The sequence below is a fragment of the Citrobacter sp. Ce006 genome (genome assembly GCF_030336535.1).
Taxonomy (GTDB): Bacteria; Pseudomonadota; Gammaproteobacteria; order Enterobacterales; family Enterobacteriaceae; genus Citrobacter; species Citrobacter europaeus.
This window is the reverse complement of sequence record NZ_JAOWDO010000070.1, coordinates 122,419-142,176: the sequence shown is the minus strand read 5'-3', so window position 1 is coordinate 142,176 and position 19,758 is coordinate 122,419. Positions and strand designations below refer to the sequence as shown.

The following is a 19,758-nucleotide window of genomic DNA, read 5'->3' as shown; positions in this document are numbered from 1 at the left end:
CAGCATCGCCGGGGCGGAAAAATCAGGACAGGAAGCCCAGCGCGTTACCGATAATCCCCAGCGCAAACAAGGCGAAGATCAGCCACACCGGATTAATTTTCTTGTTGAGTAGCCGCACCATCAGCAGCGTCAGACCCAGCGCCAGCAGGCCGGGGCAGAGTTGGTCGAGAATGTTCTGCACGGTCATGGTGACGGTGGTACCGTCTGTGCCAGGCGTTTGCGATACCACCAGTGGTACGTTGATGCTGGTCCATTTGGTGACCAGCACCCCCATGACAAACAGGCCAAGAATTGATGCGCCTTCGGTCAACTTTTGCAGCAGGTTGCCGCCCATGTCGCTGACGATGTTGACCCCTTTACGAAAGCCAAGCTGTAAGCCGTACCACTTCATTGCCAGACGTACTGCATTGAAAATAAAGAAGAACAATAGCGGGCCGAGAATGTTACCGGACAGTGCCAGCGATGCGCCGAGCGCGGCGGTAATCGGGCGCAGCGTTCCCCATACCAGCGGATCGCCGACGCCGGCCAGCGGACCCATCAGCCCAACTTTGATGCCATTGATTGCACCATCGTCAATTTCCGCGCCGTTGGCGCGAGCTTCTTCCATCGCGGCGGTCACGCCAATTACCGGGCCGCAAACGGCAGGTGTGGTATTGAAGAACACCAGGTGCCGTTTGAGTGCCGCAACCTGGTCCTCTTTCAGTGGATACAGGCGCTTGATGGCAGGGATCATGTCGTAGCAAAAGCCCAGCCCATGAATACGTTCAAAGTTGAATGATGCCTGTTGCAGGTTGGAGCGAACAAACATGCTAAACAGGTCGGATTTGGTCAGTTTTTTCTGTTCCATGGCTGGCTCCATTAGTCATCAAGCTGGTCGAGAGCTTGGGAAGAGGCGGGTTGCGCCTGCGGTTCGGCTTTACGCCACTGTGGGTTTAACTGGATGTAGACCAGCGCGATGATCACGCCCACGCCACCGAAAGCCAGCAGACTCAAATCGAGATACCCTCCGGCAATAAATCCGAGGAAGAAGAAGGGCATCAGGTACTTCACGCCCATCATGCGCAGCACCATGGCGTAACCGACCACCACGATAAAGCCGCCGGCAATCTGCAATCCGCGGGTGACGAATTCCGGAATGGCGTTGAGCATGCTGCTGACCATATCCGCGCTGACAAACAGCGAGACGATTAATGCAGGAATGGCAACGCGCAGCGCCTGTACGCCGAGAGCGGAAACGTGCAGCATGTCGATGGTGCGAAAGCGGGCGTCTTCGGCTGCTTTATCCGCCGCGTGCTGGAACACCACGGTGATGGTACGGGCGAATACCGTCAGTACCTGACCTGCCGCCGCGACGGGCAGGGCGATGGCGATACCGGTAGCAATGCTTTGCTGACCGACGATAACCAGAATGGCGGAGATAATACTGGCGAGCGCTGAATCGGGAGACTGCGCTGCGCCGACGTTCATCCAACCCAGAGCAATTAACTCCAGCGTGCCGCCGAGCATAATCCCGGTTTTTAAATCACCGAGGATCAGCCCGATAACGGTACAAGCAATAAGCGGACGGTGGGTCTGGAACTCATCCAACACGCTGCCCATTCCGGCAATACAGGAAAATATAAATATGGCGATAATTTGTAGGGTACTTATTTCCATAATATGTCACCTTGTGAATGTGATCATCCCTGCCTGTTAAAGCATAAATACACAGGCATTTTTATTTATTCAGCGAGCGATTGTTCTTTTATTTTTTCAAGGATATTAACTGATGGATCCGATGCGACGACGCGTAAATCCAGCGTAACCCCCAATTTATCTAACTCACGAAAAGCTTTGATATCGTCATCATCTAAAGAGACCGCTTTGGTTAATTGTTTTTTACCTGGCCGCCAGGCCATGCCGCCAATATTTAACGTGGCGATTTTTACCCCTTGTTTTACCATTGCTAAAGCATCCTGCGGGCAGGTAAACAGATAAAAAACGGTTTCGCTCTGATATTGCGGGTTATGGTAAACAGCGACTGCTTTTTCGAGATTAACGACGTTAACCTTCATTCCTGGCGGGGCAGCCTGACGTAATAATGTGCGCCGTACTTCATCGTTATAAACGTCGTCATTGCAGATAATAATTCGTTGGGCATTCGCCACCTTCGACCAGACGGTGGTGACCTGACCGTGAATCAAGCGGTCATCGATACGAGCAAGGGTAATGTTCATCAGAAATCCTCTTCGGTCGTTTCCAGATGTTGCCAGACGACACAGGTTTGTTGAGCAATGGTCGTCAGGTGTTCACACAGTTCATCCACATTCATACTGCTTTGGTTGTCTACCAGTTCCAGCGCCAATGGCAGCGACAACCCGCTAATAACCCGAATAGCGGGATTTTTCATTGCCAGCGTAGCGGCAGCATTCCAGGGACTGCCACACTGCAGATCGACGGCAATCAGCCATTCATCGCCAGTGTGAACGCTTACTAACTTTTTCAGTTTTTCCACGATGTTGCTGGCGTTCTCCCCAGGGACAAATGCCACGGCTTCGACGTTGGCATCGCCGTAGACCATCTGTACCGATTCCAGCATGGCGCAGGCCAGATTGCCGTGAGCGCAGAAGATTGCATTGACCATAAAACCTCCTTAGCCGCGCGTTTTTCCGCCCGCAATGTTAGTGGTTACTCCGGTGATATAACTGGCGCGCTCTGAGAGGAGATAACAAACAAAATCAGCGACTTCGCTTAAACGTCCTGAGCGACCAATCGGGATCGCGTTCCTGGTATAACCCTCACGCAGTTGTTCGACGGTGATGTTGCGGGTCCAGGCCAGCGCTTCTTCATATTCGGGGGTGCGCAAACCGGTTTTTTCCAGAATGCCAGGTGCTATGCCAACCACACGAATGCCGTGTTTGCCCAACTCTTTCGACCAGGAGCGGGTAAAGCTGTTCAACGCGGCTTTAGTGGCGGCATAGCAGCTTTGGCCCTCTGAGCCTTCCAGTCCGCTTTCTGAAGAGACATTCACAATCACGCCGTTATGCTGTTTTACCATTTGGCGTGCCGCCGCTTGCGACATTAAGAACACACCTTTCTGGTTGATATTAACCATTTTTTCAAAAGCAGCTTCGTTCAGTTCGTATTGCCCGGCGGGTGCTTTTTCATCGACCAGTAGTCGCGGGAAGTTAACGCCAGCATTATTTACCAGTCCATCAATACGTCCGTAGCGTTGGATAATTTCAGTAACAGTATGATTAACCTCTTTAGCGCTGGAAATATCCGTTGGCCAGAAATGATATCCGCTATGGTTTTCATATTTACCTTCGCCACTATGAATATCTGCCATTTGCACATTTGCGCCTTGCGCTAATAACTCCTCTACAATGGCCAGACCAATTCCGGATGCACCACCGGTAACAATAATGACTTTGTCTTGCAGATTTAACCACGTTTGCATAATAAACTCCCAATTTCAGATAAGGGGATCCCACATAAAATTAATTATGGCAGGATCAATTCAAACATATTTACTTCAACAATAATTCAGCGGTATGGCTGTTGGTGACTAAACAGTTAATATAATTCCCACGTAATGCGCCTAATATCCCAGTGTATTTTTCTTCACCCATTGCAATGCCAATGGAGTAACGCGCCTGTTTTAATTTATTGGTTTCGATGGAGAGCGTCTTTTCACTCATCCTGGTCTCTACGGTTACACCGTTGATATCGTAAAAGCGCGAGCAAATGTCTCCGGCCACATGGCGGGCATGCAGGTCATCACTCTCTTCACTGCCGTAAAAAGCGTGCCAGTTGGCACCATCGCGTATTGCCGGAGACCCAATTCCGACCAGCGCGACGTCCAGATTATCCCAGTAGGCGGAAATCGATTTAAAGTGCCGGGACTGCATAATACCGTTACGGATCAGCGAGTTTTCCAACAGCGCCGGGAAATCGGCCAGGTGCGATTCCCCCTTGAGCTTTGCCGCGGCGCCGTAGGTCAGCGTATTGACGTGGTAGCGGCTTTCAAGTTTGCCGGACGGTCCGCCGATAATCGGCACACAGATAAGCTGGCGTGACTGGTTGGCCGGGGATAATCCTTCAACCAATCCCCGTACCGCGCGACCCCATGAAAAACCAATAATGTCGCCGGGCTCCAGTAAGCGTTCCAGTAACTGTGCGCCATGCACGCCCATCATATTAAGTTGTTCATCTTCCTGTTCGCTGTCGCAGGAGACTACGACCGCTTCTTTCAGGCCAAATTTTTGTTTTAGCTGCTGTTCCAGCCACAGATTTTCGTTGTAGTCGTAATTAATGGCGATGGTGACGATACCCTGCTCGCGGCCACGTTTTAGTAACCGACTGATCGTGGTGCGGTAAATCCCCAGCTCGCGGGCGATTTGCGCTTGTGTCATATCCTGCTCGTAATAAAGCTGCGCGATTTTTACGATCAGGCGGATATCATCGCTGTTTTCCATCGCCATTTTGGGACTCCTGCACATTTGTGCAAATCACGAAATTGCCTTCTTGATCTGATATAACCCCATCTGTTTCACATCTCAAAGCTATTTTCACTTATTTCAGCGTCAATAACTGACCGATTGTGCTGCACATTTGATGTGGTGATTGCGCGTCTTTGGCACATATGTGCTTGTCGCTCTAATGTCTTGATTCTGCTTGTTTTCATTCAACAAAATTGCAGATATGGATCACTGACACTTTTGTGTCAAAAGGCGGGGCGGATCACAAATAGCGCTCGGGCATTCGAACACGATTATTTTTTATCGCCCACAAGGTAGGGTATATTTCGCTTTTAATACACAAAGTCATTCAAGTTGTACCAAGGCGGCAAGGTAGCGAATCCCTGGGAGCATAGATTGCTATGCGACCTGGGTGAGTGAGGGCAGCCAACGCAGAGACAGCTTGAAGGATGAAGTGTATACAGGAGAAACTATGCTGCCCGACTCATCTATCCGATTAAACAAATACATCAGTGAAAGCGGAATCTGCTCGCGTCGCGAGGCGGATCGCTTTATCGAACAAGGGAATGTCTTCCTGAATGGCAAACGCGCCACCATTGGCGATCAGGTGATGCCTGGCGACGTCGTAAAAGTAAATGGTCGGTTGATTGAGCCGCGTGAAGCGGAAGATCTGGTTTTTATCGCGCTGAATAAGCCGGTAGGGATTGTCAGCACCACCGAAGACAGCGAGCGCGACAACATTGTTGATTTCGTCAATCACAGCAAGCGCGTGTTCCCAATCGGTCGTCTGGACAAAGATTCTCAGGGACTTATCTTTCTGACCAACCACGGCGACCTGGTGAATAAAATCCTGCGTGCCGGTAACGATCACGAAAAAGAGTATCTGGTGACGGTAGATAAGCCGGTCACTGATGATTTTATCCGTGGGATGGGGGCCGGTGTGCCAATCCTCGGCACCGTCACCAAAAAATGTAAGGTGAAGAAAGAAGCGCCGTTTGTGTTTCGCATTACGCTGATTCAGGGGCTGAACCGTCAGATCCGTCGTATGTGCGAACACTTTGGCTATGAAGTTACCAAACTTGAGCGTACGCGTATCATGAACGTTGGTTTGTCCGGTCTGCCGCTGGGTGAATGGCGCGACCTGACGGATGACGAACTGATCGATCTGTTCAAGCTGATTGAGAACTCGTCCTCAGAAGCCAAACCGAAGGCGAAAGCGAAGCCCAAAACCGCAGGCATTAAGCGCCCGGTAGTGAAAATCGAAAAATCGGCGGAGAAAGAGAAATCGCGCCCGGCGGCAAACGGTAAGCGTTTTACCTCGCCGGGGCGTAAGAAGAAAGGGCGTTAACGTCTGCCGCGCGTTGGCGTATTTGCTGACCAGGAAAACGATGCTTCCGCATCCGGTTTATAAGCCTGCTTTTTCTTCAACTGGCGGGCTTTTTTCGCTTCCGCTTCGCGCAAGGCCATCAGTTTATCGATGTACTCTTTCTTGATGCTGTTGGTTTCTGCGTTGGTCAGCAGGCGACCATGCGCAATGCGCGCGCGGTCGAGCAGCGTTTTCAGTTCACGCTGTTCGCGTTCGGTCATCTCTTTTTGGGTAATGCGGGGGAGTGCCATATGGGTGCCCTCTGTTAGCCGATATCCTCAGTGTACGGTAATCCAGAACCTGCTGATAGCGTCATGTATTGTATTATTCAGCAATACGTAATTTTCCGGCAAAGTCCTGCTGTGTATAGCCCGTTGTTCTGAATCGCTTGTCTGTGATGATGTTATCGATCTCTTTTAATGTGGCGATACACATCACACCGTCCTGGCCAAATTTTGTATGGTCGGCAAGAATTACCGACTTTTTACTCATAGCAATCATTGATTTGGCAACATAGGCTTCATCGAAGCTTTTCACCAGCACACCATGTTGAGGTGAAATACCACCCGCGCCGATGAAGCAGATATCTGCGTGAATAGTGTTTATTTGCTGACAAACGGAGACGCCGAGATTGGCGCGGAAATGGTAGTCATATTCACCACCTAATACATAAACGCGCGCTTTGAGATTATGTTCTTTGATTTTATCGGCAATCAAGGCTGAATTAGTAATAACGGAATAGGCCAGAGGAGGTAATTGTTCGGCCAGAATAAGATTGGTTGTGCAGGAATCAATGAATAGAGTGTCGTGCTCGCTGACCATCCCGGCGGCAAGTTTACCAATTGCCATTTTTTCTTCGCGGTGTATATCAATCCGCGCGCCAAATTCATCTTCCTGAACAACCTGCTTCTTGACGGCTCCACCGTGAATCTTGGTAATTTGCCCTTCAGACTCCAGGATGGAGAGATCGCGGCGAATGGTCTCTGATGTGACTTTTAGCGTTTCCGATAATTTGATAACCGTCACTTCACCGAATTTATTTAATTCATCGAGGATATGTTTTCTTCTTTTAATCGGGTTCATTATTTTCCGCCAACGTCGTGCTTTGGCGCATGGTAACTGGATGTGCAGAGCAACGCAACCACTCCAACGCACAGACAATACCCTCATCATCATTAGAGGCCGTCACATAGCTGGCTTGTTGTTTTACTGCCTCTGGCGCATTCCCCATTGCAATACCAATGCCGGCGGCGGAAAACATACTGATATCGTTTTGCTGGTCGCCAATCGCCGCAACCTTTTCTGCTGTTATATTTAACTGGCGCATTAACATGCTAATAGCATAACCTTTATTTATTTCGCTACGTTGGATGTCAATGTAATTCTCCCCAGTGATAGTCGCTGTATAGCCATAAGGTAATTTATTATTCACTTCTGCAAACAGTGCATTTATTTTTAACTGCTCAGTAACGAGTGTGATTTTATAAATATCATGCCGGTTTAAAATATTTCCAGGTGCTGCCGAAATAAGTGGTAATTCAAATAAACGGGCTTCATAAGTTGTCCATGGCGCTACCTGTTGGTCGCAACGATGATAAATAGCATCGGCGCTAAAAAAGTGATGAGGACAGAGGGAAAGCGCAATATGTCGGTCAATATCCCGAAGATTCATATAAGAGAGCGCTGCAGTATGGATATTGCGCTGCTGCGCCATCTCGAGAATCTGACCTCCGTTGAAGCCTGCGCACCAACCAAACAGTGCATCAACCTGCTGCTGCTGTAGCAGGCGTATCATAGAGGAGACCGGTCTGGCAGAACAAGCGGCCAGCAGGCCACCGCGCTGGTGGAAATCAATGAGTGCCTGACGTGTGCGTGGACTGATTGTCTTTTGCGAAGTCAGTAGTGTTCCATCCAGATCGGTGACCAGTAACATGCTTCTTTTCCCTTAATATCAATGCGCAATAAACGGTGTGACAGCCTCTTTGGCGGCGTTGCAGACCATATTGTCGATTGCCGTACCGACGACCAGAATATTGACCCCGGTATCCTTAAACGCTTTGGCATTGGCGAGGTTAATTCCGCCTTCCGCCAGCGTCGGCACGCTTACCGCGCCGACCAGTGCCCACAGGCGATCTTTAATGGCTTGCGGAATATCACCTGCGGCTACGCCTTCGTAGCTCATACCGGTCATTAAACCAATCATGTCGACGCCAATTTCCTGCATCCGTTTTGCTACGCTGGCGACCTCTTCCGGAGTGCGCGCAGGAATACCGAAGGTATGCAGGTCATCCGGGTGACCAATATAAGCATCAACGGTCAGGCCATACTGATGGGCGAGATTAACGATGTCCTGTAGATCGTCCCAGTCGGATTTATGGGTGTGTAAGCCATCGGCACCAGCACGGGCAATCTCCAGTATCTCTGTTTCCGTGAGCGGGACTGGTAACGTTTCGGTAAAGCCACCTGCGATACCGACGGTAATGAAGATATCGTCAGGGACCACATTACGTACGCCATGTACTGCTTCGGCCATCTGGCTGTTAGTAATTTCGTGGCGGATTTGTTCCGCCGCGTGCATGTTGCTCACCCCCTTATGCCCACGCGCTAACGCCAGTGCGGGATGGTTCGGTTCGAGCAGCTTAACGCCCGCCTCACATACTGCTTTTGCCAGACGCGCATCGTCGCCGGTTATCCCTGTGCTGAGGATGGTTTGCCCGCCGTGCAGCGTGATGGCATCTTTCACTTTCTGTAACGCTTTAGCGCGTTTTTTATTCATATCGCCTTTAAACATGGTGTACCTCTGGTGTTGGTGCATTAATTAATGGGCTGACGCGGTAGATTCTTTCTGTGCGACAGCCTTAAAACGGTTGGCAATAATGGTGGAAATACAGGTCAGGCCCATGACGGTAACCATCACAATCGCCATTTGCAGCGCATTGCTGGATAAGAACGGAGAGGCAAATGCAGGGACATAAGCCACGCCTTTGACGTTAAAGAAACCCAGCATCATGCCGCCCAGACCGGCCCAAACGATCGCTGAACCAAAGACAATTTTGTTGGCAAACATGAACGGATAGGCCGATTCAACGAAGGTCCCAAAGCCGAGGTTGATAAGCAGGCCGGGCGTCGCGACGGCTGCTTCGCTTTTTTCTCGTGGTGCGATGACGTTAGCCAGGTTGATACCTGCAGCAACCATCACCAGGCCCACCATATCGACAGCACCGAGGAAGCTGACACCGGATTTTTCCATTTCCAGGAGCACCAGCGGCAGAATGACTGCGTGATAGACTCCCCCCAGAATAGCTGGCCAGATAACCAACCCAGCCAGCAGGCCGGCAAGAATAGGGCTGAAGGCCAGTGTGCTTTCGATAGCCAGTTTGATGTAATTACCTGCTGACAGCGCCAGCGGACTCAGCAGATAGTGCATGATTAACCCAGCGGCCAGGCCCGAGATCCCACCCGCTACAATGTTGACGGTGGTCATCGGAAAGCGCCAATTCAGGCATAATTCAAACAGCCAACGAACGAAAATCCCGGCCATCAAACCACCGATGATCCCTCCAATCAGACCGCCTTCGACGGAAAGTACTCCGGCGACCACCCCAGCAACAATTGAGACTTCATCCAGTTCCGAAATCTGTTTTGCTGCGAGAACCGCAACTAAAACCGGCAGGCCCTTCAGTAGAATTTCAAAGATATCGTTGAGTTTTTCCAGGCCCGGAATGTGACTGAGTGCGAGCACGATTGCCATGGCGATAAAGCCCGGCAGCGCAGGGATCATAATGCTGCGAATATTGAAGCGCTTAAGCAGGCTTTTTCCAGAACCGCCCTGTGAAGGAGAAGCGCTGCCCAACTGTGGTTTATATTTAACGCCCCAGTGCTTACACAGTGATGCGATGAAGGAGACTGCGCGGGTTCGGCTGGTGGTTCCCGTCGTGCCCGAGGTTGCGACGACATTTGCCCCTTTTGCCGCCACTAGCGCCATTGAGGTTCCGCCGGTGCCAACAATCGGTGTTTTCATCTCAACAGCGGCGGCAAAGACAGCCTGGTTGGCCTTCACCGGATCGGCGCTCATCACAATGATCCCGTCGATCTCACCGTTACGGATCATCTCAGCAATCCTGAAATCGCTCTCAACTACCGAGTCGTTCACTTCTGAAAGTTTGCCCTTAAATATCCTTTGTGGTTTTTGTTGGTTTTCTGTGGTTAGTGCAAATACAGACGCTGGCGTGTGAGGTTTGGCAGCGTCCATTGAGGCCTCTGCCGCAATGAACTGCACAGCGGCAACTTCCACACCTGCGGCTTCGCACTGCTGGTAAATTTCCTGGAGTAGCTTTTCGGGTTCAGCACCACCCAGGTTGTAGAGGTTGCCTCCACTGCTTCCAATAATCGCAATTTTTTTCATAGCGGCCTCGAAGATAGGGTAAGGGTTTATCTGTGTTGTAGTGGAATCATATTCCCAATTAAAACAAACTAAATCAACATTCTAAAAATGATTAATTTGGGGTTTGAAACTGGTTTATTTATATATTTAATTGAAATATAACAATTAAATAATTATTTTGTTTTGTGTTGATATTTGTTGTTTTGTGATGGGGTTCAAATGCAGGTAGGGAGAAATGGAGGATGCCTCCTCCATTTATGAAGATTAGTGTTGTTTTACTGCGTGTGGTTTCTCTTCAATCGGCTTGCCGGACCAGTAGCCTGCCAGCAGCGAACCGGAAAGGTTATGCCAGACGGAGAACAACGCGCCGGGCAGGGCGGCAAGCGGGCCAAAGTAGATCTTGCCCAGCGCAGCGGCAAGTCCCGAATTCTGCATGCCCACTTCGATAGCCAACGTCCGGCAGGTTGACTCGTCGAAACCAAACAGTTTTCCGCCCCAGTAGCCGCCGAGCAGGCCAATGGTGTTATGCAGGATTACGGCGATAATCACCACAAAGCCGACCGACGCAATGTGCGAGGCAGAACCCGCCACGACGGCGCTGATGATTGCCAGAATGCACACCATAGAAAATGCGGGCAGATAGGGTTCCACGGCTTTTACGACGCGTGGGAACAGGTGGTGAATGACCAATCCCAACGCAATCGGAATGACCACGATCTGCAGGATACTCAGCAACATACCCATCACATCGACCTGGATATGCGCGTCGACATACAGCCGTGTCAGCAGTGGTGTGGCGACAACGCCGACCAGCGTTGAAACCGATGAAATAGTCACAGAGAGCGCCACATCGCCTTTTGCCAGATAGATCATGACGTTTGATGCCGTTCCGCTGGCGACGCTACCGACCAGCACCATCCCTGCGGATAATTCCGGCGGCATGTTAAATGCCAGCGCTAAAATCCATGCGGCGAGCGGCATCACCAGATAGTGCAGGAAAATACCCGCCGCGACGGGGGCTGGACGTGAGAGTACGCGTTTAAAGTCGTCCACCTTCAGGTGAACGCCCATGCCGAACATGATCAGCATCAGTAACGACGGCACGAATGGCCCGACAGGCGTAAAGGTGGTGGGCGTGTAATACGCAATCACAGAGAGCAGCAGCGCCCATAACGGGAACAGCCGCGTGAGAGTAGCGAGCATGTTATATTCCTTGCGATTGAAATGTGTTGTGTTGTTATAAAAAGCCGGGTTCGAGCCCGGCTATAGTTATTGTTTATCGCGTGATGAAATATTATTCAAACAAATTATGTTTATGTTCCGCTGCGAACGTTTTCCCAGCTCAGTCCGAAGCGGGCGAGATATTTGCGCAGGCGGTCTGCATCGTTAGGATTGGCTTTCTTCTGCCGTGAGACGGCAAACAGTTCGCGCCCCGCCTCCGACAGCGACGCGCTGCGGCGGCACACTTCCAGCACCGTTTCTAACTGGCGGCGATCGAACAGGTCTATGTCCATGTTCAGTTCAGGTTGCGAAGCGACAATCTGCCAACTCTCCTTTAACAGCGCAATTTCTTCTTCGACAAGGGATAAGGTGATGCGCCCCTGTTCGGCAAGTGTCGCCATTCGCGCGATGGATGAACTTAGCTCGCGAAAATTGCCGCGCCACTGCGCCTGTGGGGAACAGGCAAATGCCAGATAACAAACGCGAGCCTCTTTGTCGAAACGGATCTGCATCTGTTTACGGCTGGAAAAACGGTGTAGCTCATACTCGATGTTCGGGGCGATATCTTCCCGCCGCTGCGCCAGACCGGGCAGGGCGAAGCTCCACATATTGATACGTGCATAGAGATCTTCACGAAAACGGCCTTCAGCGACCCATTGCTGCATGTCGCGATGGGTTCCGGCTATCAGTTGAAAATCGCTGTGTACTTCTTTGTCCGATCCAAACGGGAAAAAGGTTTTTTCCTCTATCGCTTTTAGCAGCATGGCCTGCTCGTCCAGCCCTAACTCGGCTATCTCATCAAGGAACAGCACGCCGCCATCCGCTTCACGCAGCAGTCCGCTGCGCGCCGTGAGTGCGCCGGTAAACGCCCCTTTCACGTGACCGAACAACGTAGACATCGCATTGTCGCCACGCAGGGTTGCGCAGTTGACGGCGACCAGTTTCCCTGCCACCAGATGCCTCGACTGGCGTAGCTGAAAAATACGTTTCGCCAGGAAGGATTTACCCGCGCCGGTGGGGCCGGTGAGCAGGATCGGGTCGGTCGAACGTAATGCTACACGCTCAATGCGATCGATCAGTTTATTGAAGGTGGCGTTGCGCGTATCAATCCCGTCCTTCAGAAAGGAGACAGACTGTTGCTGTTCGCGCTGAAAACGACTGGTGAGCGTGGCATAGCGGCTCAAATCGAGATCGATAACCGAGCAGACGCCAGCGGCGACGGCTTCGTCCGATGAACCGGCTGGTGCCGGGCTGGTTTGTAGCAGGCTGGCGGGCAGGTAGCGGGCTTCCGTCAGCAGAAACCAGCAGATCTGCGCGACGTGCGTCCCGGTGGTGATGTGCACCAGATACTCTTCGTTTTCCGTATCAAAGCTGTAGTGGGTGGCGAAGTCGAGAAAGGCGGCGTAGACCTCTTCAAAATCCCAGGGGTCGTTAATAGTCACGGCATGTGGGCGTACTTCGGTATCTGGTGAGAGCAGCGCGACGTCTTCAATCAACCTTTGCGCCATGCTCTCATCGCGTGGCTGGTGCAGCAGTTCCAGTCTGTCGACAGGGAGATCAGGCTGTTGGCACAATCCAACCGTGGGTCGCCACTTTTTAAATCGATTAGCGCGTTTACCGCGCTTGTCCAGCACCGTACCCAGTACACCAATGACTACCCGTCTCTTTTTCATGGTTTATCCACAAAGATAAATGTCGATATAAAAAGATAAGAAAATATCTTCGCCACGGCAATCTTTAATCTAAGTGCGTAAAATAAAATGATTGTTAATCAATTAGTTAAAAATTTAATTCACGTATTTTTCTTTTTGGCACGCTTCTGGCAATAACTCTTACGTCAATCACGCTGAAAACGCAGGGGGTTAAACCTCGCCGGCACGTCAGGAACGGTACAGGCTGTTTTCCAGAAGTGTTCCGTCAGCCGATGACACACAGTGGGTTCGATTCCCAATTTCATCCTCCGAATGAAAACTGGTTGTTAATCATAGAAATAAAACGGAGCGATGCGCAGTTAGCACGCTCCAGAACAGGCTGCCGGTAAAGATGCCGTGCGACAGGCAAAAGGGAATTCCCCTGCCGCTTCGCCCCTGCACCCGCACCTGAACAACATAAAGGAATAATAAAATGGCTAAGAAAATCACGATACAAAAAGGGCAGTTAGGTCTTTTATCCCGCGAGGGCGATTACTATCAGACGCTGGAGTCTGGGCAGCACCGCTTGCCGTGGTTTAACGCCCCTGAAGTGCTGATCGTTAATAGGGATGGTAGCGAGGTACCGCAAGCGCTGGCGGAGTATTTGCGTCGCTTCCAGCCTGCATGGGTAGAGCGTTACTGCCTGGTTGTTGATACGACGGATACCGAAGCCGGAGCGTTGTATGTCAACGGTGTTTTACAGGAGATCTGCCCACCTGCCACGCGCCGTCTGTACTGGCGTGCAGAGGAAGCGCTGACGCTGGTTCGCATGGATACTCGTCAGGTTTTGGTACCGGTTGGGGTGATGAATGCGGTATTACAGCCACGACGTAACGATACGGTGAAAGGTCGTGAAGCCATCTTAACGGTGCAAGTTCCTGCGTGGCACGTTGGTGTGCTGAAAATTGATGGCGAAACCCAGGCGCTGTTACCGCCGGGTTTGACCGCATACTGGAAGATAAACCATCTGATTGAAGCTGAAGTTGTTGATACCCGTTTACAGGTGCTGGAGGTCGGCGGGCAAGAGATCCTGACCAAAGATAAGGTCAATCTGCGATTAAATCTGGCCGCAAACTGGCGTTATAGCGATGTGTTGCAGGCTTTTGGTCAACTGACCAAACCGCTGGACCACCTTTACCGCGAGTTACAGTTTGCGCTGCGTGAAGCGGTGGGAACGCGCACGCTGGACGAACTGCTGGAAGATAAGCAGGTGATCGATGAGGTGGTGAGCGCACAGGTGAAAGCCCGAATGACGCCGTTTGGTATTGAGGTGGCTTCGCTCGGCGTGAAAGATATTGTCCTGCCGGGAGATATGAAAGCCATTTTGTCCCAACTGGTTGAAGCTGAGAAATCCGCTCAGGCCAACGTTATCCGCCGTCGTGAAGAGACTGCCGCAACGCGATCGCTGTTGAATACTGCGAAAGTAATGGAAAACAACCCGGTGGCGCTGCGCTTAAAAGAGCTGGAAACCCTCGAAAGAGTTGCTGAACGTATCGATAAAATCTCGGTGTTTGGTGGCCTCGACCAGGTACTGCACGGCCTTGTGAACATAAAAGGATAAGAATAATGAGCTACAACACAGTGGACGGCGCGATGCGCGAAAGGGTATTGCGCCAGCTAAAAGAGGTAGAGCAGCGCTATGGCGTCAGGGTGCTGTATGCCTGTGAATCCGGCAGCCGCGGCTGGGGATTTGCCTCGCCGGACAGCGACTATGACGTGCGATTTATCTATGTTCATCCGCCCGAGTGGTATCTGCGGGTCGAGGCGCCACGAGATGTTATCGAGTTGCCGATAGATGATGAGCTGGACGTCTGCGGCTGGGAATGGCGCAAGGCGCTGGGATTACTGAAAGGCGCAAACCCTACGCTTATCGAGTGGCTGGATTCTCCAGTGGTCTATCAGCAGGATGAAGTGACCGTGTCAGCGCTGAAAGCGTTGGTGCCTAAATGGTTTTCTCCGCTACGTGCTCGTTGGCACTACTATTCGATGGCGCGGAAAAACTTCCGTGGCTATCTGCAGGGTGACGACGTACGGCTGAAAAAATACTTCTATGTTCTGCGCCCGCTGCTGGCTGTGCGGTGGGTCGAAGCGGGGAAAGGTGTACCACCGATGCGTTTTGCCGACCTGCTGGCGGGAAGTGAACTGGATGCGCCGTTGCGTCAGGAAATTGATGAACTGCTGGAACGCAAGCAGTGCGCGAGAGAAGCGGAGTATGGTCCGCGCCGCCCACTGTTGCATGCGTTTATCCGCGCCGAACTGAAAAGAGGAGAGATTCCGCCGACGTTACCGGATAGCCGGGAGGGTGATGTCAGAGAACTGGACAGATTGTTATATGAAACGGTGATGCGGTGAAAACGCCCGATGGTACAAGAGCCATCGGGCGTTGGCATCTACTCACTCAAACAAATTATGGTGCAGCTTCTGTACCACCTGTTCGGCTTCGGTACCAGGCACCAGGAAGCACAGGTTATGGCTGGACGCGCCGTAGCAAATCATGCGGATGTTGAACGGCTCCAGTACGCCGAACACCTCTTTACCCACGCCACAGGCTTTGGACAGGTCGTTGCCAATCAGCGCCACCAGCGCCAGGCCTTCTTCCACTTCAACCCGACACAGGGCAGACAGTTCCATCAGCAGAGACTGTGTTAACAGTGTATCCCCGGTGGAGGTCGAACCGGTGGTATCCAGCGTCAGCGCCACGCTGACTTCGGATGTGGTAATTAAATCTACCGAGATGTTATGGCGTGCCAGAATACCGAAAACTTCCGCTAAAAAGCCACGAGAGTGCAGCATATTCAGGCTATGCAGCGTTACCAGCGTTTGCTTACGGCGCAGCGCCAGAGCCCGGAACAGAGGTGGATTCGCGGTTTTATTGCAGACCAGCGTACCGCCTGCTTTTGGATCCTTACTGGAGCCCACAAACACCGGGATATCGCTACGTACGGCTGGCAACAGGGTTGCCGGGTGCAGCACTTTCGCGCCAAAGGTCGCCATTTCCGCGGCCTCTTCAAAGGCGATTTCATCAATACGCTGCGCCGCCGGAACAACGCGTGGATCGGTCGTGTAAATGCCCGGAACATCGGTCCAGATATCGACGCGTGTGGCATGCAGCGCTTCGGCCAGCAGGGCGGCCGTATAATCGCTCCCGCCGCGCCCCAACGTGGTGGTGCGGCCTTTGCCTTCACTGCCAATAAAACCCTGAGTAATTACCAGACCTTCGCTCAGACGCGGTGCCAACTGGAGCGTTGCCAGTTCAGCCAGCGCCGCGACGTCAGGTTCTGCGCGGCCAAAACGATCGTTGGTGCGCATCACTTTACGTACGTCAAACCACTGCGCCTGCACGTTGCGTTCACGCAGGATCTCGACGAACAGCAGGGTAGACATCAGTTCACCGTGGCTGACCAGTTCGTCGGTCAGTGCGGTTGAGGTCGCCAGTGACGCCGCTTCTGCCAGTGTGGTGATGTTTTCCAGCAGACGTTCGATCTCTTCCCGGATCACGTTTGGATAACGCAGGCGTTCCAGAATATTGAACTGAATTTGACGAATGGCATCGAGTTTTTCGAAGCGCTCGGTTGGCTCCAGCCCTTCAGCCAGTGCGACCAGCAGGTTGGTGATTCCCGCGGAAGCGGAAAGTACCACTACACGGACATTAGCATCAGAAAGCACTACATCAGCGCTACGATTCATGGCATCAAAATCCGCCACGCTGGTACCGCCAAACTTGGAGACAACTACATCAGTCATAACTACCTCGTGTCAGGGAATGAATAGAGCGACCATGGCACATAAGGCAGAACAGAAACCGGTGCAGGCGCAAATGCAAATACCGTATTACATTTCGTCCTTCAATCTGCCTCTTCGTTGGCTGCACCTGCTCACCACAGTCACTTACTTCAGTAAGCTCCTGTGGATTCTCAGGTTTGCCGCCTTGACGCATATCGAATGACTTTATGTATATAAATAAAAGGCATGGCTTGTACTGTCAACGCTGGGATTATGCGGATTTTTCATGCTGCAACTGCGTTGAGTAACGGTACTAATAACAACGCTGATAACCGCTATACTTTTTAGCCACGTTTGGCGGATGCCCTGGCAATGGCATTAAAACAATCACACTTTTCTGTGACTGGCGTTACAATCGATCTCAGTCACAATTCTCAAAATCAGAAGAGTATTGCTAATGAAAAACATCAATCCAACGCAGACCTCAGCCTGGCAGGCACTACAAAAACACTTTGAAGAAATGAAAGACGTTACTATCGCGGATCTGTTCGCGAAAGATAGCGATCGCTTCACTAAGTTTTCCGCGACGTTTGACGATCTGATGCTGGTGGATTTCTCCAAAAACCGCATCACTGAAGAGACGCTGGCTAAACTGCAGGATCTGGCGAAAGAGACCGATTTGGCAGGCGCCATCAAGTCCATGTTCTCCGGTGAGAAAATCAACCGCACCGAAGATCGTGCCGTGCTGCACGTGGCGCTGCGCAACCGTAGCAATACGCCAATCATCGTTGACGGCAAAGATGTCATGCCGGAAGTGAACGCGGTGCTGGAGAAGATGAAATCCTTCTCTGAAGCGATCATCTCCGGAAGCTGGAAAGGCTATACCGGTAAAGCCATCACTGATGTAGTAAACATCGGTATCGGCGGTTCTGACCTCGGTCCGTTCATGGTGACCGAAGCGCTGCGTCCGTATAAAAACCATCTGAACATGCACTTTGTGTCTAACGTCGATGGGACGCACATTGCTGAAGTGCTGAAGAAAGTGAACCCGGAAACCACGCTGTTCCTGGTCGCTTCCAAAACCTTCACCACCCAGGAAACCATGACCAACGCCCACAGCGCACGCGACTGGTTCCTGGCTACCGCAGGCGACAACAAGCACGTTGCCAAACACTTCGCTGCGCTCTCCACTAACGGTAAAGCGGTTGGCGAGTTCGGTATTGATACCGCGAATATGTTCGAGTTCTGGGACTGGGTTGGCGGTCGTTACTCCCTGTGGTCTGCTATCGGTCTGTCTATCATCTTGTCCGTAGGCTTCGACAACTTTGTTGAGCTGCTCTCCGGCGCCCACGCAATGGACAAACACTTCTCCACCACGCCGGCTGAGAAAAACCTGCCAGTGCTGCTGGCGCTGATCGGTATCTGGTACAACAACTTCTTCGGTGCCGAAACCGAAGCGATTCTGCCGTACGACCAGTATATGCACCGTTTCGCGGCCTACTTCCAGCAGGGCAATATGGAATCCAACGGTAAATATGTTGACCGTAACGGCAATGCTGTAGACTACCAGACTGGCCCAATCATCTGGGGTGAGCCGGGTACTAACGGCCAGCATGCGTTCTACCAGTTGATCCACCAGGGCACCAAAATGGTTCCGTGCGATTTCATCGCGCCGGCAATCACCCATAACCCGCTGTCAGATCACCATCCGAAACTGCTGTCTAACTTCTTCGCGCAAACCGAAGCGCTGGCCTTTGGTAAATCTCGTGAAGTCGTTGAGCAGGAATATCGCGACCAGGGTAAAGATCCGGCAACGCTGGACCACGTTGTGCTGTTCAAAGTGTTCGAAGGCAATCGTCCAACTAACTCCATTCTGCTGCGTGAAATCACGCCGTTCAGCCTGGGGGCGCTGATTGCACTGTATGAGCACAAAATCTTCACTCAGGGCGCCATCCTGAACATCTTCACCTTTGACCAGTGGGGCGTTGAGCTGGGCAAACAGCTGGCAAACCGCATTCTGCCAGAGCTGAAAGATGGTTCCGAAGTGAGCAGCCACGACAGTTCTACCAACGGTTTGATTAACCGTTATAAGTCCTGGCGTTAATCTGCTTCTTCCTTCGAACCGCAGCGGTGTTGGCTGCGTTCGTTAACCCCGGTCACATAGCTATCTATGCTCCCGGGGATTAACGATCTTGCCGCCTTGCTGCAATTCGAATGAATTTGCAGATTGCTTATAAAAAAGCCGATATTAATATCGGCTTTTTTTATAAGATTGCTCCAGGATATCTACGTTTTATCTTCATTACTTAATTGAGCTTAATCCTAAAATAATTTCCTAAATGTTGTTCAATATCTGGTGTTTTCGGATTTACCGGATATTGCGTTTTCTATATTTATATTTTAACTGATTGATTAAATGGATGTTATTTTATTTTATTAATCGTTATCTCGCTTGTTGACTAATTATCCTAAATTCCCGTATGGCGTAATTTGCACACTTTGGCTTGTGTATACTCGATCTCGCCCGAAATTCTTTTGGGTAAATCTCCATTCATACAATGAAGGGAATTTGTGATGAAAAAAGTTCTGTATGGCCTTTGGGCTATATCTGCGCTTGCGGCGACTTCTGTCTATGCCGCCCCCGTTGAGGTGGGTGAGGCTGCAGGGTCGGCTGCCGCGTCGGTTTCGGCAGGAAGTTCCTCCGCAACCAGCGTGAGCACCGTAAGTTCTGCGGTGGGGGTTGCCCTGGCTGCGACCGGTGGCGGCGATGGTTCTAATACCGGAACCACCACCACAACAACCACCAGTACCCAGTAATACCGGTACGTAGCCCCTAAATAATTCGCGTTGCAGGAAGGCGGCAAGTGAGTGAGTCCCCGGGAACATAGATAGCTATGTGACCGGGGTGAGTGA

The 19,758-nt window shown here is 51.4% G+C and carries 19 protein-coding genes; 5 read left to right on the top strand and 14 right to left on the bottom strand.

Features of this window, described 5'->3' with window-relative positions:
• Nucleotides 1-22 precede the first annotated feature (22 nt).
• The 6 genes from OGV94_RS13220 to OGV94_RS13195 all read right to left on the bottom strand — a co-directional run bounded on the left by OGV94_RS13220 (nucleotide 23) and on the right by OGV94_RS13195 (nucleotide 4,457).
• Nucleotides 23-847 (bottom strand): PTS system mannose/fructose/sorbose family transporter subunit IID, encoded by an 825-nt coding sequence (locus OGV94_RS13220; RefSeq protein WP_047407282.1) that lies wholly within the window; start codon nucleotides 845-847, stop codon nucleotides 23-25.
• 11 nt (nucleotides 848-858) lie between these two features.
• The gene (locus tag OGV94_RS13215; RefSeq protein WP_047407279.1) at nucleotides 859-1,656 is read right to left on the bottom strand and encodes a PTS mannose/fructose/sorbose transporter subunit IIC; all 798 of its coding nucleotides are present in this window, start codon (nucleotides 1,654-1,656) and stop codon (nucleotides 859-861) included.
• Nucleotides 1,657-1,721: 65 nt separating this feature from the next.
• Complete coding sequence (locus tag OGV94_RS13210) at nucleotides 1,722-2,216, bottom strand: PTS sugar transporter subunit IIB (RefSeq protein WP_047407276.1); 495 nt, start codon at nucleotides 2,214-2,216, stop codon at nucleotides 1,722-1,724.
• The gene (locus OGV94_RS13205; RefSeq protein WP_221922855.1) at nucleotides 2,216-2,623 is read right to left on the bottom strand and encodes a mannose/fructose/sorbose PTS transporter subunit IIA; all 408 of its coding nucleotides are present in this window, start codon (nucleotides 2,621-2,623) and stop codon (nucleotides 2,216-2,218) included. The genes OGV94_RS13210 and OGV94_RS13205 overlap by 1 nt, the downstream gene beginning before the upstream one ends.
• Before the next feature lie 9 nt (nucleotides 2,624-2,632).
• Complete coding sequence (locus tag OGV94_RS13200) at nucleotides 2,633-3,439, bottom strand: SDR family oxidoreductase (RefSeq protein WP_043018051.1); 807 nt, start codon at nucleotides 3,437-3,439, stop codon at nucleotides 2,633-2,635.
• A 70-nt stretch (nucleotides 3,440-3,509) separates the two neighbouring features.
• Nucleotides 3,510-4,457: a sugar-binding transcriptional regulator gene (locus tag OGV94_RS13195; protein ID WP_087050431.1), complete on the bottom strand. Its 948-nt coding sequence runs from the start codon at nucleotides 4,455-4,457 to the stop codon at nucleotides 3,510-3,512.
• A gap of 475 nt (nucleotides 4,458-4,932) precedes the next feature.
• On the opposite strand from OGV94_RS13195, the gene rluF reads away from it, so the two are divergent.
• A complete protein-coding gene (rluF, locus tag OGV94_RS13190) occupies nucleotides 4,933-5,808 on the top strand; it encodes a 23S rRNA pseudouridine(2604) synthase RluF (protein WP_008786901.1) in 876 nt (291 codons plus the stop codon).
• Here rluF and OGV94_RS13185 read toward each other — a convergent pair.
• From OGV94_RS13185 to rtcR, 7 genes are all read right to left on the bottom strand, one after another.
• On the bottom strand, nucleotides 5,805-6,077 hold the full coding sequence (locus OGV94_RS13185; RefSeq protein WP_003826541.1) for a YjbD family protein: 273 nt from the start codon (nucleotides 6,075-6,077) through the stop codon (nucleotides 5,805-5,807). The genes rluF and OGV94_RS13185 overlap by 4 nt on opposite strands.
• A gap of 73 nt (nucleotides 6,078-6,150) precedes the next feature.
• Nucleotides 6,151-6,909, bottom strand: a complete 759-nt coding sequence (locus tag OGV94_RS13180; protein ID WP_032942078.1) for a DeoR/GlpR family DNA-binding transcription regulator — start codon at nucleotides 6,907-6,909, stop codon at nucleotides 6,151-6,153.
• On the bottom strand, nucleotides 6,896-7,759 hold the full coding sequence (locus tag OGV94_RS13175) for a Cof-type HAD-IIB family hydrolase (protein ID WP_286523530.1): 864 nt from the start codon (nucleotides 7,757-7,759) through the stop codon (nucleotides 6,896-6,898). The genes OGV94_RS13180 and OGV94_RS13175 overlap by 14 nt, the downstream gene beginning before the upstream one ends.
• 18 nt (nucleotides 7,760-7,777) lie before the next feature.
• Nucleotides 7,778-8,617, bottom strand: coding sequence for a beta/alpha barrel domain-containing protein (locus OGV94_RS13170; RefSeq protein ID WP_032942081.1), 840 nt, complete (start codon nucleotides 8,615-8,617; stop codon nucleotides 7,778-7,780).
• Between the two features lie 27 nt (nucleotides 8,618-8,644).
• A complete protein-coding gene (locus OGV94_RS13165; protein ID WP_075145364.1) occupies nucleotides 8,645-10,231 on the bottom strand; it encodes a PTS sugar transporter in 1,587 nt (528 codons plus the stop codon).
• A gap of 243 nt (nucleotides 10,232-10,474) precedes the next feature.
• Nucleotides 10,475-11,413: a ketopantoate/pantoate/pantothenate transporter PanS gene (gene panS, locus OGV94_RS13160; protein ID WP_043018056.1), complete on the bottom strand. Its 939-nt coding sequence runs from the start codon at nucleotides 11,411-11,413 to the stop codon at nucleotides 10,475-10,477.
• Between the two features lie 110 nt (nucleotides 11,414-11,523).
• Complete coding sequence (gene rtcR / locus OGV94_RS13155) at nucleotides 11,524-13,104, bottom strand: RNA repair transcriptional activator RtcR (RefSeq protein WP_286523529.1); 1,581 nt, start codon at nucleotides 13,102-13,104, stop codon at nucleotides 11,524-11,526.
• A gap of 451 nt (nucleotides 13,105-13,555) precedes the next feature.
• On the opposite strand from rtcR, the gene OGV94_RS13150 reads away from it, so the two are divergent.
• Complete coding sequence (locus OGV94_RS13150) at nucleotides 13,556-14,683, top strand: slipin family protein (RefSeq protein WP_286523527.1); 1,128 nt, start codon at nucleotides 13,556-13,558, stop codon at nucleotides 14,681-14,683.
• Between the two features lie 5 nt (nucleotides 14,684-14,688).
• A complete protein-coding gene (locus OGV94_RS13145) occupies nucleotides 14,689-15,474 on the top strand; it encodes a nucleotidyltransferase domain-containing protein (RefSeq protein WP_087050430.1) in 786 nt (261 codons plus the stop codon).
• A 42-nt stretch (nucleotides 15,475-15,516) separates the two neighbouring features.
• On the opposite strand, the gene lysC is transcribed toward OGV94_RS13145, so the two are convergent.
• Nucleotides 15,517-16,866 carry a lysine-sensitive aspartokinase 3 gene (lysC, locus tag OGV94_RS13140; protein ID WP_193145827.1) on the bottom strand — a complete coding sequence of 450 codons (1,350 nt, stop codon included), beginning with the start codon at nucleotides 16,864-16,866 and terminating at the stop codon, nucleotides 15,517-15,519.
• A 436-nt stretch (nucleotides 16,867-17,302) separates the two neighbouring features.
• Here lysC and pgi point away from each other — a divergent pair, with 436 nt between their 5' ends.
• The gene (gene pgi, locus OGV94_RS13135) at nucleotides 17,303-18,949 is read left to right on the top strand and encodes a glucose-6-phosphate isomerase (RefSeq protein ID WP_286523525.1); all 1,647 of its coding nucleotides are present in this window, start codon (nucleotides 17,303-17,305) and stop codon (nucleotides 18,947-18,949) included.
• Between the two features lie 470 nt (nucleotides 18,950-19,419).
• Nucleotides 19,420-19,662, top strand: coding sequence for an exopolysaccharide production protein YjbE (yjbE, locus tag OGV94_RS13130; RefSeq protein WP_043018063.1), 243 nt, complete (start codon nucleotides 19,420-19,422; stop codon nucleotides 19,660-19,662).
• Nucleotides 19,663-19,758: the final 96 nt, after the last annotated feature.